Source organism: Streptomyces sp. NPDC050548 (genome assembly GCF_044457385.1).
GTDB lineage: Bacteria > Actinomycetota > Actinomycetes > Streptomycetales > Streptomycetaceae > Streptomyces.
Genome location: NZ_JBITGV010000015.1, coordinates 120,067 through 144,400, shown reverse-complemented (window position 1 = coordinate 144,400; position 24,334 = coordinate 120,067). Strand labels below are relative to the sequence as shown.

Annotated in this window: 19 protein-coding genes; 9 read left to right on the top strand and 10 right to left on the bottom strand. The window is 71.1% G+C overall.

The window, feature by feature from the left end; genetic code table 11:
* Positions 1–2: 2 nt before the first annotated feature.
* From ACIBJH_RS34520 to ACIBJH_RS34505, 4 genes are all read right to left on the bottom strand, one after another.
* Positions 3–992 (bottom strand): LacI family DNA-binding transcriptional regulator, encoded by a 990-nt coding sequence (locus tag ACIBJH_RS34520; RefSeq protein WP_399120852.1) that lies wholly within the window; start codon positions 990–992, stop codon positions 3–5.
* Between the two features lie 134 nt (positions 993–1,126).
* Entirely contained in the window at positions 1,127–2,422 is a 1,296-nt protein-coding gene (locus ACIBJH_RS34515) for an ABC transporter substrate-binding protein (protein WP_399120851.1), read from the bottom strand.
* 58 nt (positions 2,423–2,480) lie between these two features.
* A complete protein-coding gene (locus ACIBJH_RS34510; protein WP_399120850.1) occupies positions 2,481–3,392 on the bottom strand; it encodes a carbohydrate ABC transporter permease in 912 nt (303 codons plus the stop codon).
* Entirely contained in the window at positions 3,376–4,338 is a 963-nt protein-coding gene (locus ACIBJH_RS34505) for a carbohydrate ABC transporter permease (RefSeq protein ID WP_399120849.1), read from the bottom strand. Before ACIBJH_RS34505 ends, ACIBJH_RS34510 begins: the two co-directional genes overlap by 17 nt.
* Before the next feature lie 229 nt (positions 4,339–4,567).
* Here ACIBJH_RS34505 and ACIBJH_RS34500 point away from each other — a divergent pair, with 229 nt between their 5' ends.
* Complete coding sequence (locus tag ACIBJH_RS34500) at positions 4,568–5,911, top strand: glycoside hydrolase family 125 protein (RefSeq protein ID WP_399120848.1); 1,344 nt, start codon at positions 4,568–4,570, stop codon at positions 5,909–5,911.
* Positions 5,912–5,940: 29 nt separating this feature from the next.
* On the opposite strand, the gene ACIBJH_RS34495 is transcribed toward ACIBJH_RS34500, so the two are convergent.
* Positions 5,941–6,207 (bottom strand): hypothetical protein, encoded by a 267-nt coding sequence (locus ACIBJH_RS34495; RefSeq protein ID WP_399120847.1) that lies wholly within the window; start codon positions 6,205–6,207, stop codon positions 5,941–5,943.
* A 234-nt stretch (positions 6,208–6,441) separates the two neighbouring features.
* Here ACIBJH_RS34495 and ACIBJH_RS34490 point away from each other — a divergent pair, with 234 nt between their 5' ends.
* Positions 6,442–7,008, top strand: a complete 567-nt coding sequence (locus ACIBJH_RS34490; protein ID WP_399120846.1) for a dihydrofolate reductase family protein — start codon at positions 6,442–6,444, stop codon at positions 7,006–7,008.
* Between the two features lie 18 nt (positions 7,009–7,026).
* On the opposite strand, the gene ACIBJH_RS34485 is transcribed toward ACIBJH_RS34490, so the two are convergent.
* A complete protein-coding gene (locus ACIBJH_RS34485) occupies positions 7,027–8,667 on the bottom strand; it encodes a glycosyl hydrolase family 28 protein (protein ID WP_399120845.1) in 1,641 nt (546 codons plus the stop codon).
* Positions 8,668–8,874: 207 nt separating this feature from the next.
* On the opposite strand from ACIBJH_RS34485, the gene ACIBJH_RS34480 reads away from it, so the two are divergent.
* The 6 genes from ACIBJH_RS34480 (at position 8,875) to ACIBJH_RS34455 (ending at position 19,435) form a co-directional block, all read left to right on the top strand.
* Positions 8,875–10,449, top strand: a complete 1,575-nt coding sequence (locus tag ACIBJH_RS34480; protein ID WP_399120844.1) for an acyl-CoA carboxylase subunit beta — start codon at positions 8,875–8,877, stop codon at positions 10,447–10,449.
* 68 nt (positions 10,450–10,517) lie between these two features.
* The gene (locus ACIBJH_RS34475) at positions 10,518–12,278 is read left to right on the top strand and encodes a fatty acyl-AMP ligase (RefSeq protein WP_399120843.1); all 1,761 of its coding nucleotides are present in this window, start codon (positions 10,518–10,520) and stop codon (positions 12,276–12,278) included.
* Positions 12,275–16,285, top strand: a complete 4,011-nt coding sequence (locus ACIBJH_RS34470; RefSeq protein ID WP_399120842.1) for an acyltransferase domain-containing protein — start codon at positions 12,275–12,277, stop codon at positions 16,283–16,285. Before ACIBJH_RS34475 ends, ACIBJH_RS34470 begins: the two co-directional genes overlap by 4 nt.
* A gap of 29 nt (positions 16,286–16,314) precedes the next feature.
* A complete protein-coding gene (locus ACIBJH_RS34465) occupies positions 16,315–17,322 on the top strand; it encodes an alpha/beta hydrolase (protein WP_399120841.1) in 1,008 nt (335 codons plus the stop codon).
* Between the two features lie 122 nt (positions 17,323–17,444).
* Positions 17,445–18,698 (top strand): PucR family transcriptional regulator, encoded by a 1,254-nt coding sequence (locus ACIBJH_RS34460; protein ID WP_399120840.1) that lies wholly within the window; start codon positions 17,445–17,447, stop codon positions 18,696–18,698.
* Positions 18,699–18,793: 95 nt separating this feature from the next.
* Positions 18,794–19,435: a cutinase family protein gene (locus ACIBJH_RS34455; protein ID WP_399120839.1), complete on the top strand. Its 642-nt coding sequence runs from the start codon at positions 18,794–18,796 to the stop codon at positions 19,433–19,435.
* Between the two features lie 56 nt (positions 19,436–19,491).
* Here ACIBJH_RS34455 and ACIBJH_RS34450 read toward each other — a convergent pair whose 3' ends face one another.
* The 4 genes from ACIBJH_RS34450 to ACIBJH_RS34435 form a co-directional block, all read right to left on the bottom strand.
* A complete protein-coding gene (locus ACIBJH_RS34450; protein ID WP_399120838.1) occupies positions 19,492–21,225 on the bottom strand; it encodes a hypothetical protein in 1,734 nt (577 codons plus the stop codon).
* Between the two features lie 113 nt (positions 21,226–21,338).
* Positions 21,339–21,773 (bottom strand): OsmC family protein, encoded by a 435-nt coding sequence (locus ACIBJH_RS34445; protein WP_399120837.1) that lies wholly within the window; start codon positions 21,771–21,773, stop codon positions 21,339–21,341.
* Between the two features lie 66 nt (positions 21,774–21,839).
* Positions 21,840–23,762: a trypsin-like peptidase domain-containing protein gene (locus ACIBJH_RS34440; protein WP_399120836.1), complete on the bottom strand. Its 1,923-nt coding sequence runs from the start codon at positions 23,760–23,762 to the stop codon at positions 21,840–21,842.
* 100 nt (positions 23,763–23,862) lie between these two features.
* Positions 23,863–24,240 carry a hypothetical protein gene (locus tag ACIBJH_RS34435; RefSeq protein WP_399121000.1) on the bottom strand — a complete coding sequence of 126 codons (378 nt, stop codon included), beginning with the start codon at positions 24,238–24,240 and terminating at the stop codon, positions 23,863–23,865.
* Here ACIBJH_RS34435 and ACIBJH_RS34430 point away from each other — a divergent pair.
* Positions 24,190–24,324 (top strand): LuxR C-terminal-related transcriptional regulator, encoded by a 135-nt coding sequence (locus tag ACIBJH_RS34430; protein ID WP_399120994.1) that lies wholly within the window; start codon positions 24,190–24,192, stop codon positions 24,322–24,324. The two genes, ACIBJH_RS34435 and ACIBJH_RS34430, sit on opposite strands and share 51 nt — an antisense overlap.
* Positions 24,325–24,334 lie beyond the last annotated feature (10 nt).

Genomic DNA, 24,334 nt, shown 5'->3' with positions numbered 1-24,334 from the left:
CGTTACGGGTGCCCGATCTCCCCCGTGCCGCGCGCGATCAACTCGACCGGGAGGACCGTGCGTTGGGAGGGGGAGTCGTCGCCGTCGATGCGGCCCAGCAGGATATGGGCGGCCCTGCGGCCGAGTTCCTCGGTGTCGGAGGTGACGACGGTGACCGGGGTGGGCAACATGTCGGCGAGCTTGAAGTCGTCGAACCCCACCACCGCCACGGAGACTTGGAGTTCACGGCAGGCGCGCAGCACGCCCTCGGTGAGGAAGCCGGTGGTGGAGAAGACCGCGGTGGGCGGGTGCGCGGAGGTGAGCAGGGTGCGGGTGGCGGTCTCTGCCTCCTCGGTGGTGCCGGCGCGCAGGGTGACGACCAGGTCGTTGTCGGGCTCGATGCCGCTGCGGCGCAGCGCCTTGCGGTAGCCGCGCAGCCGGCGGCCGGTGCTGTAGTAGGAGGGCGCGACCAGGATCGCGATCCGGTCGTGGCCCTGGTCGACGAGGTGCTGGGTGGCCTTGCGTCCGCCCTCCTCGTTGTCGACGAGGACGACATCCGCCTCGGCGCCCGTGGCCGGGCGGTCGACGAAGACGATGGGCACGTGGTCGTGGCCGTTGATCTCGTTGAGGAAGGCGTGGTCGCCCTGGTCGGGGACGATGATGAGCCCGGCGACCCGGCGTCCGATCAGCTCGCCGACGGCCCGGCGCTCCACCTCCGGGTCCTCGTCGGCGGTGCTCAACAGCACTGCGTATCCTGCCTCGTTGGCGACCTCGACGGCGGCCTTGGCGAGGGAGGCGTAGAACGGGTTGGTGAGGTCGCCGAGCAGCAGGCCGATGGTCATCGAGTTCTGGCCGGGGCGCAGGGAGCGCGCGATCTCGTTGCGCTGGTAGCCGATGGCGGTGATCGCCGCGTTCACCCGCTCGGCCGTCTCCTCGCGGACCGTGCCGATGCCGTTGACGACGCGGGAGACGGTGACGACGGCGACTCCGGCGCGCTCCGCGACGTCACGCATCGTGGGCCTGGTGTTCTGGCTGTGCGGGGGACGACTTCTCACGTGAGTTGAAGACCAACCTTCCATCGCGTACCGGGGGCCGGGACCGCTCCCAGGATACGTTTCGGGTCCCGGCCCGCCGCTCGGTCCAGGCGCTAACCGTTGCTCTTGATCACATCGTTGATCTTGCCGGTCATCGCCTGGAGGTCGGACAGCGGCTTCTTGCCGTTGAGGATGTCCGGCCAGTAGGCGGTGATCAGGTCGTTCGACTGGCTGGCCCACTGGGTGGTGAAGCGGACGCCGATGGTGGTCGGGGTGTTCAGGCCCGCCTTGACGGTGGACGCGACGGTCGTCAGACCGGCCTTGTCGAGGGCGCCGAAGTAGGCGCTCTGGGACGAGAGATAGGCCGGCGCCGCGACCGGGGAGTCGGGCAGCACCTTGGTCCACACGGTGGAGTCGAGGTACTTCAGGACCTTGAAGGTGGCGTCCGCGTTCTGCGTGTACGACGGGGTGCAGATGCCCACCGCGTCGTAGAGGGTGGCCGCCTTGGTCTGCTGGGGCAGCGGCGCGAAGCCGTACTTGATCTTCGGCTTGTCGGTGAGGAAGCCGGCCGCCAGCCACTGGCCGCTCCACAGCATCGGGATCTGCCCGGCGGCGAACAGCGCCTGCTGGTTGCTGATGTCGTAGCCGGGCGGTGCCATGGCCCCGCTCTTGATCCCCGCCACGACCTTGCTGACGCCTTCGGTGTACGTCGTGTCGGTGGTCGTCTTCGTGGGGTGGTGGACATCGTCGGCGAACGGCGCACCGCCCGCCGACAGCGAGTACGTGCTGAGCGAGAACGGGCCGTCCGTGGACGTCAACGCATCTGCTACGAGGCCGTACTTGGCGCCCTTCGCGTGCAGTTTCGCGGCGTCGGCGAACATCTGGTCCCAGGTCCAGCCGGCGGCCGGCAGGGTGAGGCCGGCGGCCTTGAAGGCGTCGACGTCGTACCAGATGCCGTAGGTGTTGAGCAGGGAGGGGACGCCGCCGATCTTGCCGTCGGCGGTCTTCCAGTTCTTCATGGTGGAGGAGACGAAGCTGCTCGCGCCGAAGTCGGTGGAGCCGGAGAGCCGGGAGGCCCAGTCGGTGAGCAGGCCCTGGCTGGTGTACTGCTGCTCGGTGTCGTTGCCGCACCAGAACAGGTCGGGCAGTTTCTTGGCCTGGGTGAGCGCGGCGAGCTTGTCGCCGTAGTTGCCGTTGGGGGTGTCGACGCGCTTGACCGTGATGTTCGGGTCGTGGAAGCCGGTCAGGGCCTGGTCGATGGCCTTGTTGGTGGTGGCGGACTCCCAGGTCATCAGGGTCACCGTCACCTTGCCGTCCGACTGCTTACCGGACGAGCCGCCGCAGGCCGCCGTCGCGAGCAGTCCCCCCGCCGTCAGCAACGCTCCGGCGAGACGGGTAAATCGTTTCATTCGTGGCCTCCTGGTACCTGGCCGGTACACGGCTCATAGGAGTGGGTCGGGGTCCTGATCAGCGCTGGTTGACGGTGCCCAGGGCGCTCAGGCCCTGGATGAAGTAGCGCTGGGCGACGAAGAACACGGCCAGTGGGGGGAGCATGTAGAGCAGGTTGGTGGCCATGTAGAGGTTCCAGTCCGGGGTCTGGCCTGCGAACTGGGTGACGAAGGAGGCCATGCCGACGCTCAGCGGCCACTTCTGGGAGGAATACAGGTAGATCAATGGGTTGAGGTAGTCGTTCCAGGACATCTGGAAGGCCAGGATTGACATCGTTATCCAGGCGGGCTTCGTGATCGGCAGCATCACGCTGAAGAAGATCCGGACGTGCCCCGCGCCGTCGACCTTGGCAGCCTCGTCGATGGAGTGCGGGATCGACAGGAAGTACTGGCGGGCCAGGAAGATGAAGAGCGGGTTGCCGCCGAGGAAGGCCGGGACGATCAGCGGCAGCCAGGTGTCGTACCAGCCGATGTCCTTGAAGAGCTGGAACAGCGGGATGATGCCGACCACCGGGGGCAGCAGCATGCTGCCGACGAAGACGTAGAACCACACCTTGCGGCCGGGAAAGCGCAGCCGGGCCAGGGCGTAGCCCGCCATCATCGAGGTCATCACGCCGCCGATCACCGAAAGACCGGTGATGACAAGGGAGTTGAGCAGCAGTCGCGGGAAGTGGATGACCTTCGGTCCGTCGATGAAGTTCTTGAAGTGGAACTCGTGGGGCAGGAGTCGGGGCGGGACTTCGAAGACCGCCGAGGGGCCCTTGAGCGCGACGGTGAGCATCCAGAGGATGGGCACGATCATCACCGAGGCGATCAGCAGCGCGACGGCGTACCAGGATGCCGTGCGTACGGCCCGGCCGCGCGGCTGGGCGGGGGCGGCCGGCTTCGGCGCCGTCGTCGGCGCCCTCGTGACGTCAGGAGACGTGGTCACTGTAGGTCCAAATCGACGAGAAGCGGGCGGTCGCGGCGATCACGACGACGATGACGAGGAAGAGCACCCAGACCTGGGCGGAGGCGTAGCCGAACTGGGACACCTGGCCGAGCTTGGGGAAGCCGTTGTTGTAGATCGACAGCATCAGGGTCCTGGTGCTGAACCCGGGCCCGCCCTGGTTGTCCGGCGAGAGGATCTTCGGCTGGTTGAACGCCTGGAGGGCCGTCACCATCTGCATGACCACCTGGAGCAGCATGATCGGGCTGATCAGCGGCAGGGTGATCCGGAAGAAGACCGTGCGAGGCCCTGCGCCGTCGAGTCTGGCCGCCTCGTACAGCTCGGTGGGGACCGCCTGGAGCGCGGCGAGGAAGATGATCATCGTGGAGCCGACGCTCCACAGCATGACGATCACGATCGACGGCATCGCCGAGTTGTCCCCGGAGAGCCACTCGCTGGTGGGCAGGTGGAGCCAGTTCAACACCTGGTTGGCCAAGCCGACCTGGGGATTGAATACAAACTTCCAGAGCGTGATCGTGGCCACCACGGGCAGTACGACCGGGAGATAGCACAGGGTCCGCAGCAGGCTGACGCCCCGCATCCGCTGGTTGCAGAACACCGCCAGGGCCAGCCCGATGGCCAACGACAGCGGCACGTAGAGGACGACGAGCAGCAGGGTGGCGCGCACCGAGGGCCAGAAGGACGGGTCGGTGGTGAACATCCGCCGGAAGTTGTCGAGGCCGATGAACTTCGGGTCCGACAGGCCGTTGTAGCTGGTCAGCGCGAAATAGGCGGAGCGGAACAGCGGGTAGACGACGAACGCCGTGAAGCCGATGAGCGCCGGTGCCAGGAACACGTACGCGGCCAGGGTGTCCGAGGACCGCTTGCGCCGTCGTCGCCAGGGGCGTCCGAAGCGCCCCGGGCTCCCCCGGTCCGGCGGTCGGTCCACGGGTGGTGCGGTGGTTCTCGTCTCTTGGTGCGGAGCGGCTGTCACACGCGCTCACCTTCTTCCTCCGAGGAGTTGGCGGAGACCCGGACCGGGGCCGACCCGACCGTCTGGTGGTCGCCGACCGCCGCAAGGTAACGTTTCCATTCCCTGGCGATCACACCGTGGCGCACGCCACATGAGGGAGTCAAGAGGCGCGATGGTAACGTTTCCCGGGTCAACATCCGGAACAGTGTGGGCAGTTCCGGAGTCGCTGAGCACGCTCGGGCGACGGCTGGCGGGCGAGTTGCGGGGCGGTCCGGCGGCGGACATCGTCGAGCGGTGTCTGACCAACACCTGGACCACGTCGATGAGTTGGGGCACTGGGTCGGCGCACGGCCCGGAGGTGTTCGTCAAGACCGGTGACATCCCGGCGATGTGGCTGCGGGACAGCACGGCACAGGTCCGCCCCTACCTCGCGGTGGCCACGGACCCGGAGATCGGCGACGTCCTGGCCGCCGTCTCGCGCAGACAGATCCGCTGCGTGCTCCTCGACCCGTACGCCAACGCCTTCAACGACGGCCCGACCGGCGCGCACGGCGAGCCCGCGGACGAGCCCACGCCGGGCGACTGGATCTGGGAGCGCAAGTACGAACTCGACTCGCTCTGCGCGCCGTTGCAGCTCGCCTACGCGATCCGGCGGGCGACCGGCCGGGAGGACCATCTCGACGAGGCGTTCCACCGCGCGGCCTGGAGGATCGTGCGGCTGTGGCGCGCGGAGCAGTCCCACGGGCGGGATTCGCCCTATCGGTTCGTCCGCCCGTCCGGCCCGTTCGCCGGTGACAGTCTGCCGCTCAACGGCCGTGGCGCGCCGGAGGGTTGGACCGGTATGACGTGGTCGGGCTTCCGGCCGAGCGACGACGCGTGCGTCCACGGCTATCTGGTCCCGGCCAACGCGCTGGCGTCGACGAGTCTGCACGGGCTGGCGGAGTTGGCCGCGGCGGTGCTCGACGACACCGAACTCGCCCATGCGGCTTGGCGGTTGGCGGACGAGATCGATGCCGGGATCCTGGCGCACGCGGTGACCGAGGTCGACGGCGCCTCCGTCCTCGCGTACGAGGTGGACGGCCTCGGGGCGGCACTGCTCTGCGACGACGCGAACCTGCCGAGTCTGCTGAGCCTTCCGCTGAGCGGCTGGTGCGCGCCGGAGGATCCGCTGTACCGGGCGACTCGGCGCTTTGCACTCTCCGGGGCCAACCCCTCGTACTTCAGGGGCAGTTACGCGTCCGGGATCGGCAGTTCGCACACACCGGACCGGCACGTGTGGCCGCTGGCCATCGCGACGGCGGGTCTCACGGGCGGCGCGGGCGAGGCGGCTCGCGCTCTGGAGATCCTTGCGGCCACGACGGCCGGTACGGGCCTGATGCACGAGAGCTTCCATGTCGACGCCCCGGGCCGCTTCACCCGGGAGTGGTTCGGCTGGGCCAACGCGATGTTCTGCGAGCTTGCGCTTGAGGTGTGCGGGGAGGGGGTGCGGCAGCTGTTCCCGGTGCATCCTCGGGCGCTGCCGGGGGCTCGGGGGCTGCTGTCTCGCTAGACCGCGAAGGCATCGAGCCCGACGGACGCCTACTCGTGGCCGGCACGGTCGCGCCGCAACAGGTCGGTGACCCGGCCCAGCCACCCTCGGCGGGAGTGCTTGTCCCTGTCCAGCAAGAAGCGCGCTGTCTGCAGCGGGCCACGCGGGGGTCGGCCCGTTTGGTGGCGGTGCCAATAGCCGGCCATCCTCCGCTCCAGATCGTCCAGGTCGACGCTGCCGGTCCTGGACAGAACGACCGGTCCCTCCGGCCCCTCGGGGGCCGTGAGCGTCAGCACGCTGGCGGGAGGCAGCTCCATACCGATCACTGTGGCAGCCCCGCTTTTCGTGCTGCCACCGAAATGAACGGCGTCTTGGTCGAGGCAGCGTGTCGATCTGCGGCTCCCCCGTTCGACGGGTAGGTGGAGGCGCGGCCCGCGAGGCGGAATCCGGACCGGCCGCGGCTCCGTGATCAGCACGTACTGTCCATCCGTCGACGAGAGGTCCGGGTGGCCCGCCGTATGGCCGGCCGTCGGACGCCCCGAGGAGAAATCATGCAGATCCGCGCCCGTATGAGCATGAGTGCCGATGGCTATGTGACCACGCCGAACGGGTGGCCCGCCCAGACCGCCGACCCCGCGTTCGTCTCCGGCGAGAGCCACGGTATCCGGGAGTTCCTCGAAGGCTGCGAGGCGGCGCTGATGGGCCGCACCACCTTTGAGCCCGCGCTCGCCAACAACCGCTGGCCGTGGCCGGACCTCGACGTGTTCGTGCTCGGCTCACACCGTCCGGACGGCACCCCCGACCACGTCGTCACCGACAGTGACCCGGTGCGGCTGCTGGCGAGGCTCCGCTCGGCGAACCGGGGCGGCGACGTCCACCTCATCGGGGGCCCGCGAACGATCGGGACGTACCACGCCCTCGGCGCACTGGACACCCTCGAACTGGTCGTCCTGCCGATGCTGTTCGGCGGTGGGATGCAACTGACGCCCCTGCTCAGTGCCGACACCGGGTTGGTCCTCCGACGTGAGCGTGCCCTCCCCGGTGGTTCGGTGGAGATCGTCTACTCGTGCAAGGGCAGTCGCGCCGGACTGCCCAGCAAGCCTGCCAGTCAACGCTGATCCGGGTCCTGTCCGGTCTCACGGCGTGATCGTGAGGCCGCCGTAGTCGGAGAGGTTGGTGAGATTCAGTTGCGCCGGGGTGGTCGCCCCGGTGGTGCTTCCCGGCATCACGACATGGCTCAGGTTGATGTCCGAAATGGGCGCACCCGGAAGGCCGTTGATGCGGGCGGCGGTAGTACCGGCGTTGCGGACGCGGACGTTGGAGATCGTGACTCCGGTGACCGGGCCGATGCCCGCCGTGTTGCCGGTCATCATCGCGAGCCAGGTCCGGTTGCCGTCGTTGCTGAAGCTGAGCCGCTCGATGTCGATGTCGTCGAACTTCAGGTTGGTCGCGGCGGCCGTGCCGTACTTGTGGTGGACGCCGATGCCCACGGCCGCGTCGTGGACGACGACGTGCTGGAAGGTGACCTTGTTCTGCGGCTCGTAGACGCCCTGGCCGACCTTGACGCCGTAGCAATAGGTCCAGGAGACAAGGTCGTTGAAGGTGACGTCGTCGAGAGGGCGGGGGGTGCCGGGGACCGAGTTGTAGATGTCGGCGCCGGCCGGCCAGGTCTTGGTGCTGAAGGGGTCGTCGAGGCCGATGCCGATGGCGTGGTCGACGGTGACGTTCGTGGACTCCATGACGTCGATGCCGTCGTTCTCGCCCATGTCGAACCTGTTGAACAGCTTGATGTCGCGGAAGGTCAGGTCCGAGGAGCGCAGCGGGATGACCGCCCAACTGCTGGATTCCCGGAAGGTGATGCCGTCGACGGCGAAGCCGCTCGTGTAGATCGGGGCGAGGAGGTTCACGCCGAGGTTGGAGGGCGCGAGCGCGGCCTGGCCGTTGCCGTCGATGATGCCGCGGCCGTAGATCTTGATGTTCGTCGAGGAGTACCGGGTGGAGATGAGCCAAGTGAGGTCCCGGCCTTGGGAGTTCTTGTGTCCGGTCACCACATAGTGGGCGGCTTCGCCCGTGTAGCGGAGGACCGCGCCGGGTGCGAGGTAGAGCGCGAGGTTGCTGCGCAGGTAGAGGTTGCCGAGGGTGTAGACGCCGGCTGGGACGTACACGATGCCCTGGGTGGCGTTGGCGGAGCCGTACGCGGCTGCGTCGTTGAGCGCCGTCTGGAAGGCCGTCGTGGTGTAGGCGCCGGTGTTCGGCTGGGCCGAGTAGGGCGCGCTCTGCACGTTGAAGATGCCGGTGCCGCCGGTCGCCGGGCGGTTCGTCTCGGCCGGGTCGGCGGCGATGACCAGGTTGGGGCGGCCGTCGAGCTTGACGATCAGGTACTCGTCGTTCTGGACGGTGAAGGTGAGGGTCGGGCCGTTGACGGTCCCGGCGATGCCGAGTTTCTGCGGGCTGATGCTGTAGGCGCCGATGGCCGTGTTGTTGAGCTTGGTGACCGAGATGGTGGCCGTGCCGGTCCCGAGAGCGAGTTGCGCGATGTCGTAGCCCGTGTACTTGGTGACGGGCACGGAGGTTCCGTTGACGGTCAACTTGTAGTCGGCGGACGCCGGGTAGATGGACGGGACCGGGTACGCCGTCACCGACCCCGCCGCGGCCTGGGCGGGATGTGGGATTCCCAGTAGACCCGCCACACCGAGCAGGAGTGCGGTGAGTACGAGTGCCAGCCGGCGGTGGAGCGGGCTCCCGGCTCCGGCGATCGGCGTCAGTGGTGATCTCATCCGGTGTCCTCTCTCAGGGCAACGTTTCCATTGCCATGACAACATGATGGTCTGGACCAAGGAACCCCCCAGCCCCTGCCGCCCCCTCGCCGATCCGTTGTCACCTCAGGACGAACCTCCGCAGCCCGGGACTCAACTCCCGCAAACAGAAAGGCGATCCTCCGGTCCCTCGCCGAATCGCTGCCATATTCGAGAACCACTTCGGAGGTGGCTGTGACGCTAGAGGCGACAACATCCCTGACGGCAGTGACACCCGCGGCGGACCGCACCGCCGGACGCATCGCCGACCTGGAAGAGCGACGGGCCCGGGCGGTGGTCACGGGCGCGCCGAGAAGACATGGAGCGCTCGGCGCGCGGGAGCGGATCCAACGACTGCTGGACTCGGGCTCGTTCGCGGAGACCGGTGTGTTCGTACGGGCGAGAGCAGTGGGGGACGGTGCCCAACGCCCGTACGGAGACGGCGTCGTCACCGGGTACGGCACGGTCGACGGACGGCCGGTCTGTGTGTTCGCGCAGGACTCCACGGTCTTCGGCGGCAGCATGGGCGAGGCCTTCGGCGAGAAGACCGTGGCGCTCATGGACCTCGCCCTGAAGACCGGGTGTCCGGTCGTGGGGCTCAACGACTCCGGGGGCGCCCGCATCCAGGAGGGCGTCAACTCCCTCGCGCTGTACGCCGAGTTGGTGCGGCGCAATGTGAAGGCGTCCGGGGTGATCCCGCAGATCTCCGTCGTCCTGGGCCCGTGTGCGGGCGGTGCCGCCTACTCCCCCGCGATCACCGACTTCACCGTGATGGTGGACGGCGCCTCGCACATGTTCGTCACCGGGCCCGACGTCATCGAGGCGGTGACCGGCGAACGCACCACCGCCGAGGAGCTGGGCGGCGCCCGCACCAGCAACTCCGTGAACGGCAACGCCCACTTCCTCGCCGCCGACGAGGAGGACGCGCTCGACACCGTACGCGAGCTGCTGTCGTACCTGCCCGCCAACAACCTGGAACGGCCCCCGGAGTACGCGCCCGGAGCCGTCGCCGTCGGGGACCCGCTCGACGAGGTCGTGCCGGACCGGCTCGGCCACGCCTACGACATGCGGGACATCCTGCGCGCGGTCGTCGACGACGGTGAACTCCTGTACGTCCAGGAGCTGTTCGCGCCGAACATCATCTGCGCGCTGGCCCGGGTCGAGGGGGCGAGTGTCGGGGTCGTCGCCAACCAGCCGCTGCACTCGGCCGGGGTCCTCGACATCGACGCCTCGGAGAAGGCCGCGCGGTTCGTGCGGTTCTGCGACGCGTTCGGCATCCCGCTGCTGACCTTCGCCGACGTCCCCGGTTATCTCTCCGGCGTGTGCCAGGAGCGGGGCGGCATCATCCGGCGCGGCGCCAAACTCCTTTACGCGTACGCCGAGGCGACCGTCCCCAAGGTCACCGTGGTGGTGCGCAAGGCGTACGGCGGCGGCTACGCGGTGATGGGTTCCAAGCATCTCGGCGCCGACCTCAACCTCGCGTGGCCGACGGCCCGTATCGCCGTCATGGGCGCGGAGGGCGCCGTGGGAGTCCTGCACCGGCGTCAACTCGCCGCCGCGGACGACCCGGAGGCGCTGCGGGCCGACCTGGTCGCCTCCTACGAGGCCACGCACGGGACTCCGTACCTCGCCGCCGAGCGAGGGTACGTCGACGACGTGATCGCGCCACGCGACACCCGGGCCCATGTCGGCCGCGCGCTGCGCGCGTTGCGGGGCAAGCGCGCCCCGATGCCGGAGCGGCGGCACGGCAACATCCCGCTCTGACCGCCGAGTTCACCCCTCGCACACCACTCCCCCGCCGCTCACCCTGCTGTTCGTGAGGAGCCCGTCCGATGGACAGTCGCCGCCCGCCGCTCGCGCCCGCGTACCGGACCCTGCCCGAGTACGTGCGGCACTGGGCCGAACTCACCCCGCACCGGCGGGCGTTCACCTTCGTCGACCATCCCACCCCCAACTCCCGTGGCGTACACCGCACGTTGACCTGGCAGCGGCTCGATCTGCGCGTACGGGCGCTGGCCGCCCGGCTCACCGAGCAGGCCGAACCCGGGGCGCGGGTCGCCCTGTTGTGCCCGCAGGGAACGGAGTACATCACCGGGTTCCTGGCGGCGCTGGCCGCCCGGATGGTCGCCGTGCCGCTGTATCCGCCCGGTCTGCCGGGGCAGGGCGACCGGCTCGTCGGGGTGCTGGGGGACGCCCGCCCGGCGGTCGTGGTGACCACCGGCCGCGTCCTGACCGAGGTGACGGACTTCTGCGAGCGCGCGGAGGTGCCGGTCCTCGCGGCGGACCGGGTGCCCGACACCGCCGCCCTCAACTGGCGGGCGCCGGAACCGGATTCGGACGCGACCGCCTATCTCCAGTACACCTCCGGCTCGACCCGGGCCCCGGCGGGCGTGGAGATCACCCATGCCAACGTCGTCGCCAACGCCCGCCAGGCGCTTGCCGCCTACGGCGCCGACGCGCATCCGGTGACCTGCGTGGGCTGGCTGCCGCTCTATCACGACATGGGGCTGGTGCTCAGCGTTGCGGCCCCCGTCGTACGCGGGGTGCCGTCGGTCCTCATGGACCCGGCCGCGTTCCTGCACGAACCGGCGCGCTGGCTACGGCTGTTGGCCGCGCATCCGCGCGCACTGAGTGCCGCGCCGAACTTCGCCTACGACTACTGCGCCTCCACCGTCACCGAGGCGCAGAAGGAGGGGCTGCGGCTGGACGGGGTCGCCGCGCTGATCAACGGCAGCGAGCCCGTCCGGCCCGGCACCGCCGACCGCTTCCACGCCGCCTTTGCCGCACAGGGGTTGGCGGCGGAGGCACACTGTCCGTCGTACGGGCTCGCCGAGGCCACCGTGTTCGTCAGCGCCTCCCGGCCCGGCCGCCCGCTCGGCCGGTTCGCCCTCGACCGGGACGCCCTCGCCGCCGGAAAGGCGCTGCCCGCACGGCCCGAGGATCCGCGTGCCGTGCTGCTCGCGGGGTGCGGAACTCCCGTGGGGCAGCGGGTGCGCATCGTCGATCCGGTCGCCCACGCCCTGCTGGCCGAGGGGGAGGTCGGGGAGATCTGGGTGCAGGGCGCCAATGTGGGGCGCGGCTACTGGAACAACTCCGCGCAGACCCGGCGGGTGTTCGGCGCCTCACTTGGCGCCGCCGCGCCGGGCGGCTGGCTGCGCACGGGGGACCTCGGGACCGTCCTGGACGGGCAGTTGATCGTCACCGGCCGGCTCAAGGACCTCATCGTCGTCGACGGCCGCAACCACTATCCGCAGGATGTCGAGGCCACCGCGCAGGACGCGCATCAGGCCGTACGACGGGACCGGCTCGCCGCGTTCGGAGTGCCGGGCGGAACGGGAGGGGTGGGCGGCGCGGGTGAGCGGGTGGTGGTCGTCGCCGAGCACACCCGCACCACCAGCCTCGCCGACCTCGACGTACCGGCCCTGACGCGTGCCGTGCGCGCGGCCGTCTCCGCACGGCACGGGCTGCGGCTCGCCGATGTCGTGCTGGTCGCTCCCGGCACCGTGCCCCGCACTTCCAGCGGGAAGGTGTCACGGGCCCTGACCCGCGCCCGGTATCTGGAGGGCGACTACGCGACGGAGAGCGCGGGATGACGGCCGTCGACGGCGAGAACGGGGCGAGGGAACGGCCGATCCCCGGCGACGAGAACGCGCTGCGACTGCGGATCGTGGAGCGGGTCGCCGAGTGGTGCGGCACGCCGACGCATGACGTGGCGACGGACCGGCCGCTGGCCGAACTCGGCATGTCCTCACGGGACGCGGTCGTGCTGGCGGGCGAGTTGTCGCTGCTGACGGGGCACGAGCTGCCGGCGACGCTGCTGTGGGAGGCGCCGACCGTGGACGCGTTGGTGGCGCGGGTGTGCGGCACGGACTCCCGGCCTTCCCCGCTCGGCGTTCCCGCACCTGCCGTGCGGGCAGCGCCGGGCGAGCCCGTCGCGGTGATCGGGGTCGGCTGTCGGCTGCCCGGCGGAGTGCACGGCCCGGACGACTACTGGCAGTTGCTGATCGACGGCGTCGACGCGATCAGGCGTGTCCCCGAGGACCGGTGGGGCGACTTCACGCCGTTCCCGCCCGCCGAAACCCCGTTGTACGGCGGCTACTTGGACGACATCGCCGGATTCGACGCCGACTTCTTCCGGATCACCCCGCGCGAGGCCGCGGTGATGGACCCGCAGCAGCGGATCCTCCTTGAGGTCGTCCGCGAGACGCTCGACCACGCCGCCGTCCCGGCCACGGCCCTCGCGGGCACGGCCACCGGGATCTACGTCGGCGTCTCGGCCCCGGAGTACGGCCGCCTCACCGGCGCCGACGCGCTCGCCGTCGACCCCTGGGCCCCGGCGGGCGCGGCACTCAGTGTGACGGCGGGCCGACTGGCGTACGTCCTGGACACCCACGGTCCCAACATGGCGGTGGACACGGCCTGTTCGTCCTCCCTGGTCGCCCTGCACCAGGCCTGCGTGAGCCTGCGCGACGGCGAGATCGACACGGCGATCGCCGCCGGGGTCAACGTCCTGCTCTCGCCCGCCGTCGGCGTCGCCTTCGCCCGGGCGGGGGCGCTCGCGCCCGACGGCCGATGCAAGCCGTTCGCGACCACCGCCGACGGCATCGGGCGCGGCGAGGGCTGCGCGGCCGTACTGCTGAAACGGCTGTCCGACGCGGAGCGCGACGGTGACCGTGTCCTCGCGCTGATCCGCGCCACCGCGGTCAACTCCGACGGCCGCTCGGGCGGCCTGCTGGCCCCCAACCCGGCAGCGCAGCAAGCCCTGTTGGCGACGGCGTACGGGCGGGCCGGACTCGCCCCGGCCCAGGTGGACTACGTGGAGGCGCACGGTACCGGTACCCCGCTGGGCGACCCGATCGAGGCGGGCGCGCTCGGCGCGGTGCTGGGCGCGGGCCGAAACCGTGAACAGCCCCTGCTGCTCGGCTCGGTGAAGGGAAACCTCGGTCATCTGGAGTGCGCGGCCGGTCTCGCCGGCCTGGTGAAGACGGTCCTCGCCCTCCACCACGACCTCGTCCCGCCGTCGCTGCACGGCACCTCGCTCCCCGACCCACGGCTGCGCCTGGTCACCGAGCCCGAACCCTGGCCCCGCTACGGCGGAACGGCCACCGCAGGTGTCTCGGGTTTCGGCTTCGGGGGCACCAACGCCCATGCGGTGCTGGAGGAATGGCGGCCGACCGTGCCTGCGACCGAGAAGTCCGGGGGGACGTCGGCCGTCCGCCTCCATCTCCTCTCCGACCTCGACACCGAGCGGGTCCGCGACACCGCCGCCCGGATCGCCGCGTGGCTGCGCACACCCGTGGGGAGCGCGGCCCGGCCCGCCGATGTGGCCCGCACACTCGCGGGACGTACGGGACGGGGACCCGTGCGCGCCGCCGTCGTCGCCCGCGACGGACACCAATTGGCGGAAGCGCTGGGTGCGTTGGGGCAGGGCGACCGGCACCCACGGGTGGTCACCGGCGACCGCGACCGGGTGGGACGCGGCGGTCCGGTGTGGGTGTTCTCCGGATACGGCACCCAGTGGACCGGCATGGGACGCCAACTCCTCGCGGAGGAACCGGCCTTCGCCGCCGCCGTGGAAAAACTCGACGCCCAGCTCGCCGACGTCTTCGGCTTCTCGCTCCGCGCACACCTGGCCTCCGCCGGACCGCTCGACCGGCTCGACGTGTCCCAACCCGTCCTCTTCGGCACCCAGTTGGCACTCGCCGAGCTGTGGCGGTCCTACGGCGTCGAACCCGCCGCCGTGATCGGCCACTCCCTGGGCGAGGTGGCCGCCGCGGTGTGCGCGGACGCGCTGGACGTGGTGGACGCGGCGCGGGTCGTCGCCGTACGGGCCCGGTTGCTCGGTGGGCTGCGCGGGGGCGCGATGGCCGTCGTGGATCTGGAGGACGGTGAACTGCCCGACCTGGAGCGGGAGTTCCCGGGTGTCCAGGTCGCCGTGCACTCCTCGCCCCGGCAGAAGGTCGTCACCGGCGACGAGGTGGCGGTCGCCCGGTTGGTGCGACGGATGGAGGAGCGGGGGCGTGCCGCCCGGGCCATGCGGGTCGTCGGCGCCGGGCACTCGCCCCAGGTGGAGCCGTTGTTACCGGAGTTGGTCGAGGCTCTCGCGGACCTGCGGGGACGGGCGCCGCGCGTCCCCGTCTACTCCACCGTCCTCGACGACCCGCGCGGCGCCGGCGAGTTCGGCGCCGGGCACTGGGCCGCCAACCTGCGCCGGCCGGTGCGGCTGGACCGGGCCCTCGCGGCTGCCGCGGCGGACGGTCGTACCGCCTTCGTCGAGATCTCGCCGCATCCGGTCCTGGCCAGGGCCATCACCGACACCGTGCCCGACGCGCTCACCGTGGGCACGCTGCGCCGCGACGCGGCCGGATCCGCCGCGTTTCTCGGGGAGTTGGGTGCCTTGTACGCGGCGGGGCTGTCCCTGCCGGTACCGGCAGGCCGGGTCGTGGACCTTCCGCTGCCGCGCTGGCGGCACGTCCGGTACTGGTGGACGGACGGGCGGGGACGTGTAACCGCTGATCGGTCGCCGGGACCCGCCGCTGTCGTGGAGCCCCCACCCGCTTCGGTGGTGGCCCGCGTCGGTCACCACATCGCCGCCGTCACCGGCCATCCCACGGCCCGCATCACCCCGACGACCGCGTTGGCCGACCTCGGCCTGGACTCCCTGCTGGCCGTCCGGATCCGTACCGCCCTGGACCGCGAGTTCGGGATCGAGCTGCAGCTGCGTGACCTGTTCGCCGCCATGACGATCGACGAAGTGGCCGACCGGGTACGGCAGTTGATCGACGAACCGTCCCCGCTCCGCACGCTGCACAGCGGCGGCACGGGCGCCCCGCTCTTCCTCTTCCACGCCGCCGGCGGCACCACCGACGTCTATCGCGCACTCGCCCGACACCTGGGCGACGAACGGCCGGTGCACGGTCTCGACCGGATCGAGGACGCCCTCACGGTGCCGGAGAAGGCGCGGCGCCATGCCGAAGCGATCAGCGCCGTCCATCCCAACGGACCGTGTGTGCTCGGTGGTTGGTCCTTCGGCGGGTTCCTCGCCCAGGAGACGGCACGCCTCCTCGTCGCCGCCGGGCGGGACGTCGAACTCGTCGCGCTCATCGATTCCGTACGCCCTCTCCACCGGCCCGGCCGTGTCCGCGCCCATCTCACAGGTTTCGCCCAGCACGTCGCCGACACGTACGGCGTCCACCTGTCCTTGCCGTACGACGAGTTGGTGGCCATGGACGACGACCGCGCACGCATCGACGCCGTACTGCGCACCCTGCGCGGGGCCGTGCGGGTGCCGCCCGCAGCGCTGGAGCACCAGCGTGCCTCCTACCTGGATCTGCGGATCGGCGAGGCACACCGCCCGGGCCGGTACGAGGGCCCGGTGGTGCTGTACCGGGCCACGGAACCGGCGCCGCACACCGTGCGCGACCCGGCGTACGAGCGTGACGACGACGCGCTCGGCTGGGACGAGGTGTGCCCGCGCCTGACGGTCCTACCGGTGTCGGGGCATCACCTGTCGCTGCTCGACCCGCCGCACGTCGACGAGATCGCCGCCCATCTGCGGCGGGCGCTGGCCTCGCCGGGCGGACCCACCGCACCGGCCTGAGTTCCCGCCGACCCGACCGAGGAGCCGCCATGCCGCACCACCGCCCCGTCACACCGCAGCACCCCTCCGGAATCTCCCCGCGCGCCACCCTCCCCCAGCGCCCTCCCGGCGGGATGTCCCGGCGCGCCGCCACGCGGTTCGCCGCGGCCACCGGGCTCGCCGTCCTGTTCGGTGCCACGGGCGGCGTGGGCCGGGCGCGGGCCGCGACACAGGTCTCGGCGCGGACCTTCGACGTGTCCGTGTCCTCGCCCGCGCTGGGCCGCAGCGCGCCGGTGCGGCTGATCCTGCCGTCGGACTTCGCCGCGCAGCCCGCTCGGACGTACCCCGTGCTGTATCTGCTGCACGGGGCGCACGACGACTACACGTCCTGGACCCGGGAGACGGACATCGAGGCCTTCACCGAGGGGCGCGAGCTGATTGTCGCGATGCCCGACGCGGGGCCTACCGGTATCCCCAGCGTCTGGCGCGAGGGGTCGGACTACGAGACCTTCCAACTCCTGGAGGTTCCGGCGCTGTTGGCCCGTGACTACCGGGCGTCCGGGGTGCGGGCGGTCGCCGGGGTGTCCACCGGGGGCTACGGCGCGATGGCGCACGCGGCCCGCCACCCGGGCGCGTTCGCCGCCGCCGCGTCCTACAGCGGGATCCTCGACACCACGGCGCCCGGAGTGCCCTCTCTGGTGGACGCCATCGTGGCCCGGGAGAGCCTGTCGCCCCTCACGCTGTGGGGCAACCCCCTGCTGAACGGGCTGACTTGGCGGGCCTTCAATCCACGCGCCCAGGCCGGCGGGTTGCGCGGCACACCGCTGTACGTGTCCAACGGCAGTGGTGTGGCCGGGGGTTCGGGCGACTGGCTGCCCGAGGCCCTGGAGAGCCTGCTGTGGCCGTCCGCGCACAGTTTCACCGGTGTGCTCGCACTGCTCGGCATTCCGGTCACCACCCACTTCTATCCGGGCGGAGGGCACAGCTGGGCCTACTGGAAAGGGGAGTTCACCGCCTCGTGGCCGATGCTCGCCGCCGCGCTGGGGCTGCCGGAGTGATGTCGGTGCAGCCGGGGCACGGAACGGAGCGCAGGGGACGGCCGTCCAACACGGGACGTCCCCCTCGTCCCACGGGCAACGGCCCGTGGGGGAGCCGCCTCCGGGGGAAAGGAGTGTCCGTCGTGGCCGTCCCCACCCCGCGCGGAGTACCCGCCGATCCCGCCGCCGCCCCGGTCCCGCCCGAGCTGGCCGAGCTGCTGCGCGCCCAACTGCCGCGTGTCGCCGACGAGGTGGAGGAGGAGGTCCGCAGACAGGTGCCCGAGTACGGGCTCCCGTCTGGTGCCATCTACCGCGAGAATCTCCGGGCCGGTGTGGTGCAGGCGCTCACCCTGTTCATCGACCACATCGCGGACCCGCGCGACCAGCGGTCCGCGATGGCCACGACGTACTACGAGATCGGGCGCGGTGTGGCGCTGGACGGCCGCAGTCTGGACGCGGTGCAGTCCGCGTTACGGGTCGGCGGGCTGCACGCCTGGCGGCTGATGGGACGGACGGCGGAGGAACTCGGCCTGGACTCCCACGTCGTGGCCGCGCTCGGCGAGTTGGCGTTCCGGACCGTGCACGAGGTCGCGGAGGCTGCCGCTGCGGGTTACGCGGACGCGCGGTCCGGCAGCGCGGACGAGCTGGAGCGGCGGCGCCGACGGCTGCTCGATCTGCTGCTGGGCGACGGACCGGTGGCCCCGGAGGAGGTGCAGGACCTGGCGCACGGTGCGCGGTGGCGAGTGCCTTCACGGGTCGCCGTCATCGCCCTGGCGGGGCCCGCGGATCCGCGTGCGGAGGACCGGCCGCCGGCGATGCCCGGCGCGCTGGCCGACATGGAGTCACGTCCGCCGCGCGTACTGGTACCGGACCCGGAGGGCTACGGCCGGTTCGGCGGACGGTCGTTCGTGCTCGGCCTGGGCGGCCGTCCGGCGGCGATCGGTCCCACGGTCCCGGTGGCCGAGGCCGCACGGTCCTTGCGCTGGGCCACCCGGGCGCTGGGGCTGATGGGGCGCGGGGTGCTGCCCCGGCAGGGCGTGGTGCTGTGCGCCGACCATCTGTCGACGCTGCTGCTGCACAGCGACGAGCCGCTGCTCGCGCAGTTGGAGGCCCGGGCCCTGGCGCCGCTCGACGCGGCGTCCGAGGGCCAACGCGCCCGGCTGGCCGAGACATTGCTCGCCTGGCTGCTCAGCGGCAGCAACGTCCCCGATGTCGCCGCGAGGCTCCACATCCACCCGCAGACGGTCCGCTACCGCCTGCGTCAGCTGGAGAAGCTCTTCGGTGAGTCCCTGCACGACCCGGGCACCCGGCTGGATCTGATTCTCGCGTTGCGTTCGGCGGCGTCGCGGGAGCACGAGCGCGACTCACGCGCCGACAAAAACAGGGACGGTTTCTGAATTCCCGTCCATAACACCCGGTGAAACAACGCGAATACCTTCGAGGTGTCCTTTCCACAGGCGCGTGGCACGCGCCCCACCCTCAAAGGATTCTCATGCGTATTCGCTTGTGCCTGGCCGCGCTCTCGCTGCTCGGCGGAGCCGGTCTCGCCACCCTCACCACGCCCACGGCGTCGGCCGCCACCTGTGCGGACCTCGACGTCGTGGCGGCTCGCGGCACCTTCGAGCCGGGAACTCTCGGCCTGATCGTCGGCGACCCGGTGCTCTCCGCACTCCAGCAGAAAATCACCGGAAAGACTCTCTCCAGCTATGCGGTGAACTATCCCGCCGACCTTTCCCTGACGTCCGCCGCGACGGGGAACGCCGATCTGGTGAACCATGTGAACGCGCAGGCGGCGGCCTGTCCGAATCAGCGTTTCATTCTCGTCGGCTATTCGCAGGGCGCGAATGTCGTCGACAACTCCATGGGGATCAGCAGCGACGGCGCGGTGGTCGGCAGCCCGATCGTGGCGACGATCCCGGCGGCGGTCGAACCGAGAGTCGCCGCGGTGCTGCTGTTCGGCAACCCCATCCGCGCCCTCGGCAAGAGCGTCACCGGCACGTACCAGAGCCGCACCATCGACTTCTGCGCCACGGGTGACCCGATCTGCCAGAACGGCGGGACGGACGTGCTGGCCCACCTCGGCTACACCTCCGACGCCGGTGCGGCGGCGACGTTCGCGGCGGGCAAGGCCTGAGCCCCAACAGCACAGTGGGGCCCGGGAGTTGATCCTCCCGGGCCCCTGTCAGCGCGCTACTTGGGCGCTGCGGCGAATCCCGCGAGGCTGCTGGAGACGACCTCGGGCCGGCCGTTGTTCTGGACGGGTGCCGCCGTCAGGACGTCCAGGTGCTGGTATCCGGGGGCGATCACCGGGTGCAGGTCGGTCGGGATGCGGCCCGCGAGGAGTCCGTCGCCCGCGAGCACGGTGAGGGTTGGGTCGGCCGTCAACCCGCCCGGGTGCACGACGAGTTGCTTCACCTGGGGTGAGGTGGCCAGCTCGATGTCGGTGACCAGCTCGGTCGGGAAGTACTGCTCGGTGAAGTCCAGCGGCTGCTCCCCCATGCTGCGGGCCAGCTCGTGGATGTCCGTGACCTCCTTGGAGGCGTTGGTGAAGGGGGTGCCGTCGGCGGACCGGTACCCGGGGTCGTCGGCGGCGCCGACCCGGTCGTAGTTGCGCCAGGTGTAGAGCGGGCCGTGCGGCTGCGCCGGAATCGCCTTGTACTCGACGCCGAACAGCTGCGACTGCCCCGAACTCCCGTTGGCGGCGGGGAAGTTCTTGTCGGTGAGCGGTCCGCCGTCGAAGAGGCCCACGCTGCTCTGCAGGAACGCCAGCGGTTCGGAGTTGTCGTCCATGAGCGCGCCGAGCACGGCGTCGTCGGTGAGCCGGAAGTCCTTCACGGCGGGTGAGCCGGTGAGGAAGGTCGCGGTGTCCTTGGAGAACAGGAACCGGTTCGTGGCCTCGATGTTGACGTTGGAGGGGAGGTTGGCGGGCAGGTCCGACTCGCCGTCCGGGTCTTGTACGGCGCCCAGGCCCGCGATGGCGAGCAGGGTCATGGTCTCGGGGTTGAGCAGCACCGGCGCGGACAGGGAGCGGGACAGCACTCCGCTGTCGAGCCCCGCCTGTACGACGGCGTAACCGAGTCCGATGTCGGGCAGGTTGGTGTCGTCGGGGATGCTGCCGCTCAGGTCACCGAGCGAGGTGGAGATCGTGGTGTCGAGGGCGAAGTAGCCGGCGCACTGGTTCTGTCCGGCGTCGGCCATGGTGGCGGGGTTGCCGTCGAAGTCGGCCGTCGCGAAGTACCCGGTGATCACCCCGCCGAGCGAGTGCCCGCCGCACAGCACCTTGCTCTTGCGCAGGCCCTGGTCGGGCAACTCGGCGACGAGCAGCTCGTATTCGTCCCGCACGGTCTGCTCGATGCCGAGCTTCGCCATCCAGCCGAGCCGGTCGTTGGCGACGAACCCGGCGAAGGTCCGGCCGTCGACGGCCTTGCCACGGTAGTAATAGTCGACGGCCGTGTGCTGGTCACCGGAGGCGATACCGGTGGGATCCTCAAGGCAGTTGGAGCGCCGGTCCAAGGCCCAGAACTCGAAGTGCCGTCCCTGCGCGGCGGCTTGGGCGACCGTGTCGCGGGCGACGCTGTCGAAGGCTCCGGCTCCTTCGAGGATGCCGGGCTGGGCCACGAGGATCCGGTCGGCGTCGGCCGAGGAGCGCGGGCCGTCGGCGGAGCGGTAGCGCAGATACGACAGCCAGTCGCACGCCGCCGGGCGGGCGCCGAACGACTGCGGTAACGGCACTTTCACCCGCACCACCGACTCGATCACCCCGTCGGCGGGATGCGTCGACGCGACCGGGGTCTCGGTTCGCGCGCTCTCGCCCTGTGCCTGCGGGGCGGCGGCGGTGAGCGTGCCCGCGGTCAACAGCGCCGCGAACGCGGCACCGCGCCAGGTCCTTGCCCTTTTCCGTCCTGTGCTGCGACTCGTCTTCATGGCCGGACCGTAGGGCGCTCGCGCCCCACGGATCAGGCGGTGCTCACAAGAACGCAGCACCCGGCGAAGCGCTTGTCACCGGCCCGCAGAGAACAGGGGACCTTCGGTGTCCGTCAGGCATCCTTGATCGTCGCGGTGACGGGCGTGCCGGTCTCCACCGTGCGGCTGACCGTGCACAGCCGGTCGTGGGAGACGGTGACCGCCCGGGGCAGGATGGCGCGGGCCCGGTCCCCTGCCTCGCCCTCCGGGAAGGTCACGGCGAAGGTGACCGCGAGGTCGGTCATCCGGTTGCCGAGGTCGTCGCTGACCTTGTTGCCGGTCACGGTGACGGTGAACCCGTCCGGCTCCGCGTGCCGGGTGGTGGCCACGTCGACGTCGGCCGCGGTGCAGCCCCCGATCGCGGCGAGCAGCAGCTCGACGGGGGTGAACTCGGTGCCGCCGCCGTTCGCGGTGCCGAACTCGACGGTGCCGCCACGGGCGTTGGTGGCGGTGAACCGGCCGGGGCCGGTGCGGTCGACGGTGACGAGGCGCTGCGGGTTTTCGCTCATGCCGGAGATCTTTCCAGAGATCCCGGCCGGATCCCCCGCCGCGCACCGCCGACCTTCGTCACCGGGCTACGGGCGGGCCGCGCGGCCGATCTCGGCCGCGACGGAGGCGTGGGACAGGTACTGCGTGATGTCGTGCGCCCGGTCCTTGGGGTTGGGGCACAGTACGTCGCGGACCTGTGGCCAGTCGTCGTGGAGCGGACAGCCGATGGCGACGGCGTCCGCGGCCGCCCACGCGTTGGTCCACACGGCGACCTGACCGGGGTGGACCGGTCCGCCGACGAGCAACCGCTTGTACACGGCGTCGAGTCCGAGCGGGCTGCCGGCGGTCACCAGGAGGGGGACCGAGGTCCGGCGCGGCAGCCTGGTGAACAGGTCGAGCGCGACGACGGTGCCCAGGCTGTGGCTGACCAGCACGAACTCGCCGCCTTCGGGCAACCCGTCCAGCACCGCCTCCAGCACGGCGTCGCGTACCGACTTGTTGCCGAGGTAGGCCGCGACATCGCGGAACACTGTCGCGATCACTACGTCGTCGAGGCCGCTGCGCGCCGCGATCCAGGACAACGGCCGCTGCAGCGCGGCGAGCGCCCCGCCGAGCAGCCCCGACTCGTGCGCGGCATCGGACGTCCGCTCCGACGCGGGCATCCCGGCGGCCTCGGCGGCTTCCGTCAGCAGCGCGGTGTACACCGCACGGGCGGCCGAGTCGACGGGCACGTACGCCTCGGCCGTGGTGGTCGCCGTACCGGGGGCGACACTCTCGCGGGTGACCGAGGCGGCGGCCAGCGCGTCGCCGTAGAAGGGGAACCAGACATCGGCGGGGTCCAGCGGCGCGAGGCCTGCCGCTGTCAGTCCGGTGGCGAGGCCGCGGCACCAACCGGTGCGCAGGTCGGCGGGGTTGTGGCCCTGCTGCCCGCGGCCGTGCAGGAACACCACGGGTCGGCCGTGGCCGGTCCGCCCGGTGACGCCGCGCCGCTCCTGAACACCCCCGCCTCCGGCCGGCGGGACGGGACGAGCGTCCGGCGACACCGCCGGCGCCGCTTCCCGCGGCACCGCCTGGGGGCCCAACTCGGCGAGCAGCGCCCGCTGTTCGGGGGGCGGTTCCGCCGCGGCGAGGTGCCGCAGGATGGCCCTGACCCGGGCTCCTTCGTTGGCGATCCAGCCCGCGCCGTCGGGATCGGGCACGCCGGCGTGGTGCAGCGCGACGACCTCCCACTGGTCGTTGAACACGGGCGAGCCGGAGTTTCCGGGCTCGGTGTCCGTGCGGTAGTGCAGGAACTCCGGCAACTGGTTGCGGAGTTCGTTGGCGCGGACGGCGATCTCCTTCGGCCGTGCGTCCGGGTGGCCGACGATGTTCACCGGCTCACCGATGACGATCTTCCCCTGCTGCGCGATCAGCTTCAGCCAGCCGTGGGCCGTGCCGGGCCGCGTCCCGGCGGCGCCCACCGAGACCGCGACGAGTGTGTAGTCGAGCGCGGGGTCCGTGACGAACAGTTCGTCCGGGGCGAGATCGTAGGAGTCGACCGGTTTGGCCGTGCCGTCGACGTCGGATTCGAGGTCGAACTCCGCGAAGGACCCGGTCGCCGTCGCCGCGTCGGGCAGCACGTGGTTGTTGGTGAGCAGCAGGCGCTCCCCCACGAGAAGCCCGGTGCCGAACCCGGCCCGCCGGCCGTCCTCGATGATCGAGACGCGCGCGACCGCGCGGGCCGCACGTGCCCCGCGGTCAAGGAAGTTGACGCTCTGCAGCTCGCTCGCGGCGCCGAGGATCCGTTCGAACACGACGGCGGGACGCACGGGCTCCCCGTCGGACGGCAAGGCACCCGGATCGACCTCCCCCCTCCGCAACAGCCGCTCCGCGCGGGCGCGCAGCTGCTCCTCGCTGTCGGCGGCGAAGGGCGTGCCGGTCTCCGCCTGCCGACGCCGGATGTCCGCGCGTTGGGCCACCGTGTCCCGGTAGCGCTCCGCCATGTTCTGCTGCTGCTGTCGTAGGTTCATGGGCGCATCGTCCGAGGAGCGGGACGGACGACGCTTCGGGGAATTCCCTACGGCGATCGGCGCCCCCGCCGAAGCAGCTCGGCGGGGGCGTGGCGTCGGGTCAGAGGACGCCGGCGAACCGGAGGAAGTCCGCGATCGTGCGTACCGGCCGACCGTTCGGGAGCAGGACGCCTTGGGCGGGGCTCCAGCTCGTCCGGTTGACGTAGGAACCGGGGTCCTTGCGGAGCCGGCCGATGAGGGTCTCGGCGACGATGCGGCTGCCGACCTCGCCGAGGCGTCGGCCCAGCTCCCTCACCTCGGCCTCCTTCAGGATGTAGAACCACAGCGGGGTCCTGTCGAACAGGCCGCCCGCCTCCAGGGCGTCCTTGACCGCGTCGCTGCTGTCCTGCTCCAGGTGGCGCGCGCCATCGGTGAGGGCCTCAGCAACGTGGAGGCCGCCGCGTCGCTCTTCCTCTCCCGGAAGACGATTGAGGCCCATCTCACCCGTGTCTACCGCAAGTTGGGCGTTCGTTCCCGTTCGGACCTGGCCCGCTGCCTGGCTCGTGCCGGGGTCACCGGGTAGCGGGCCGGGT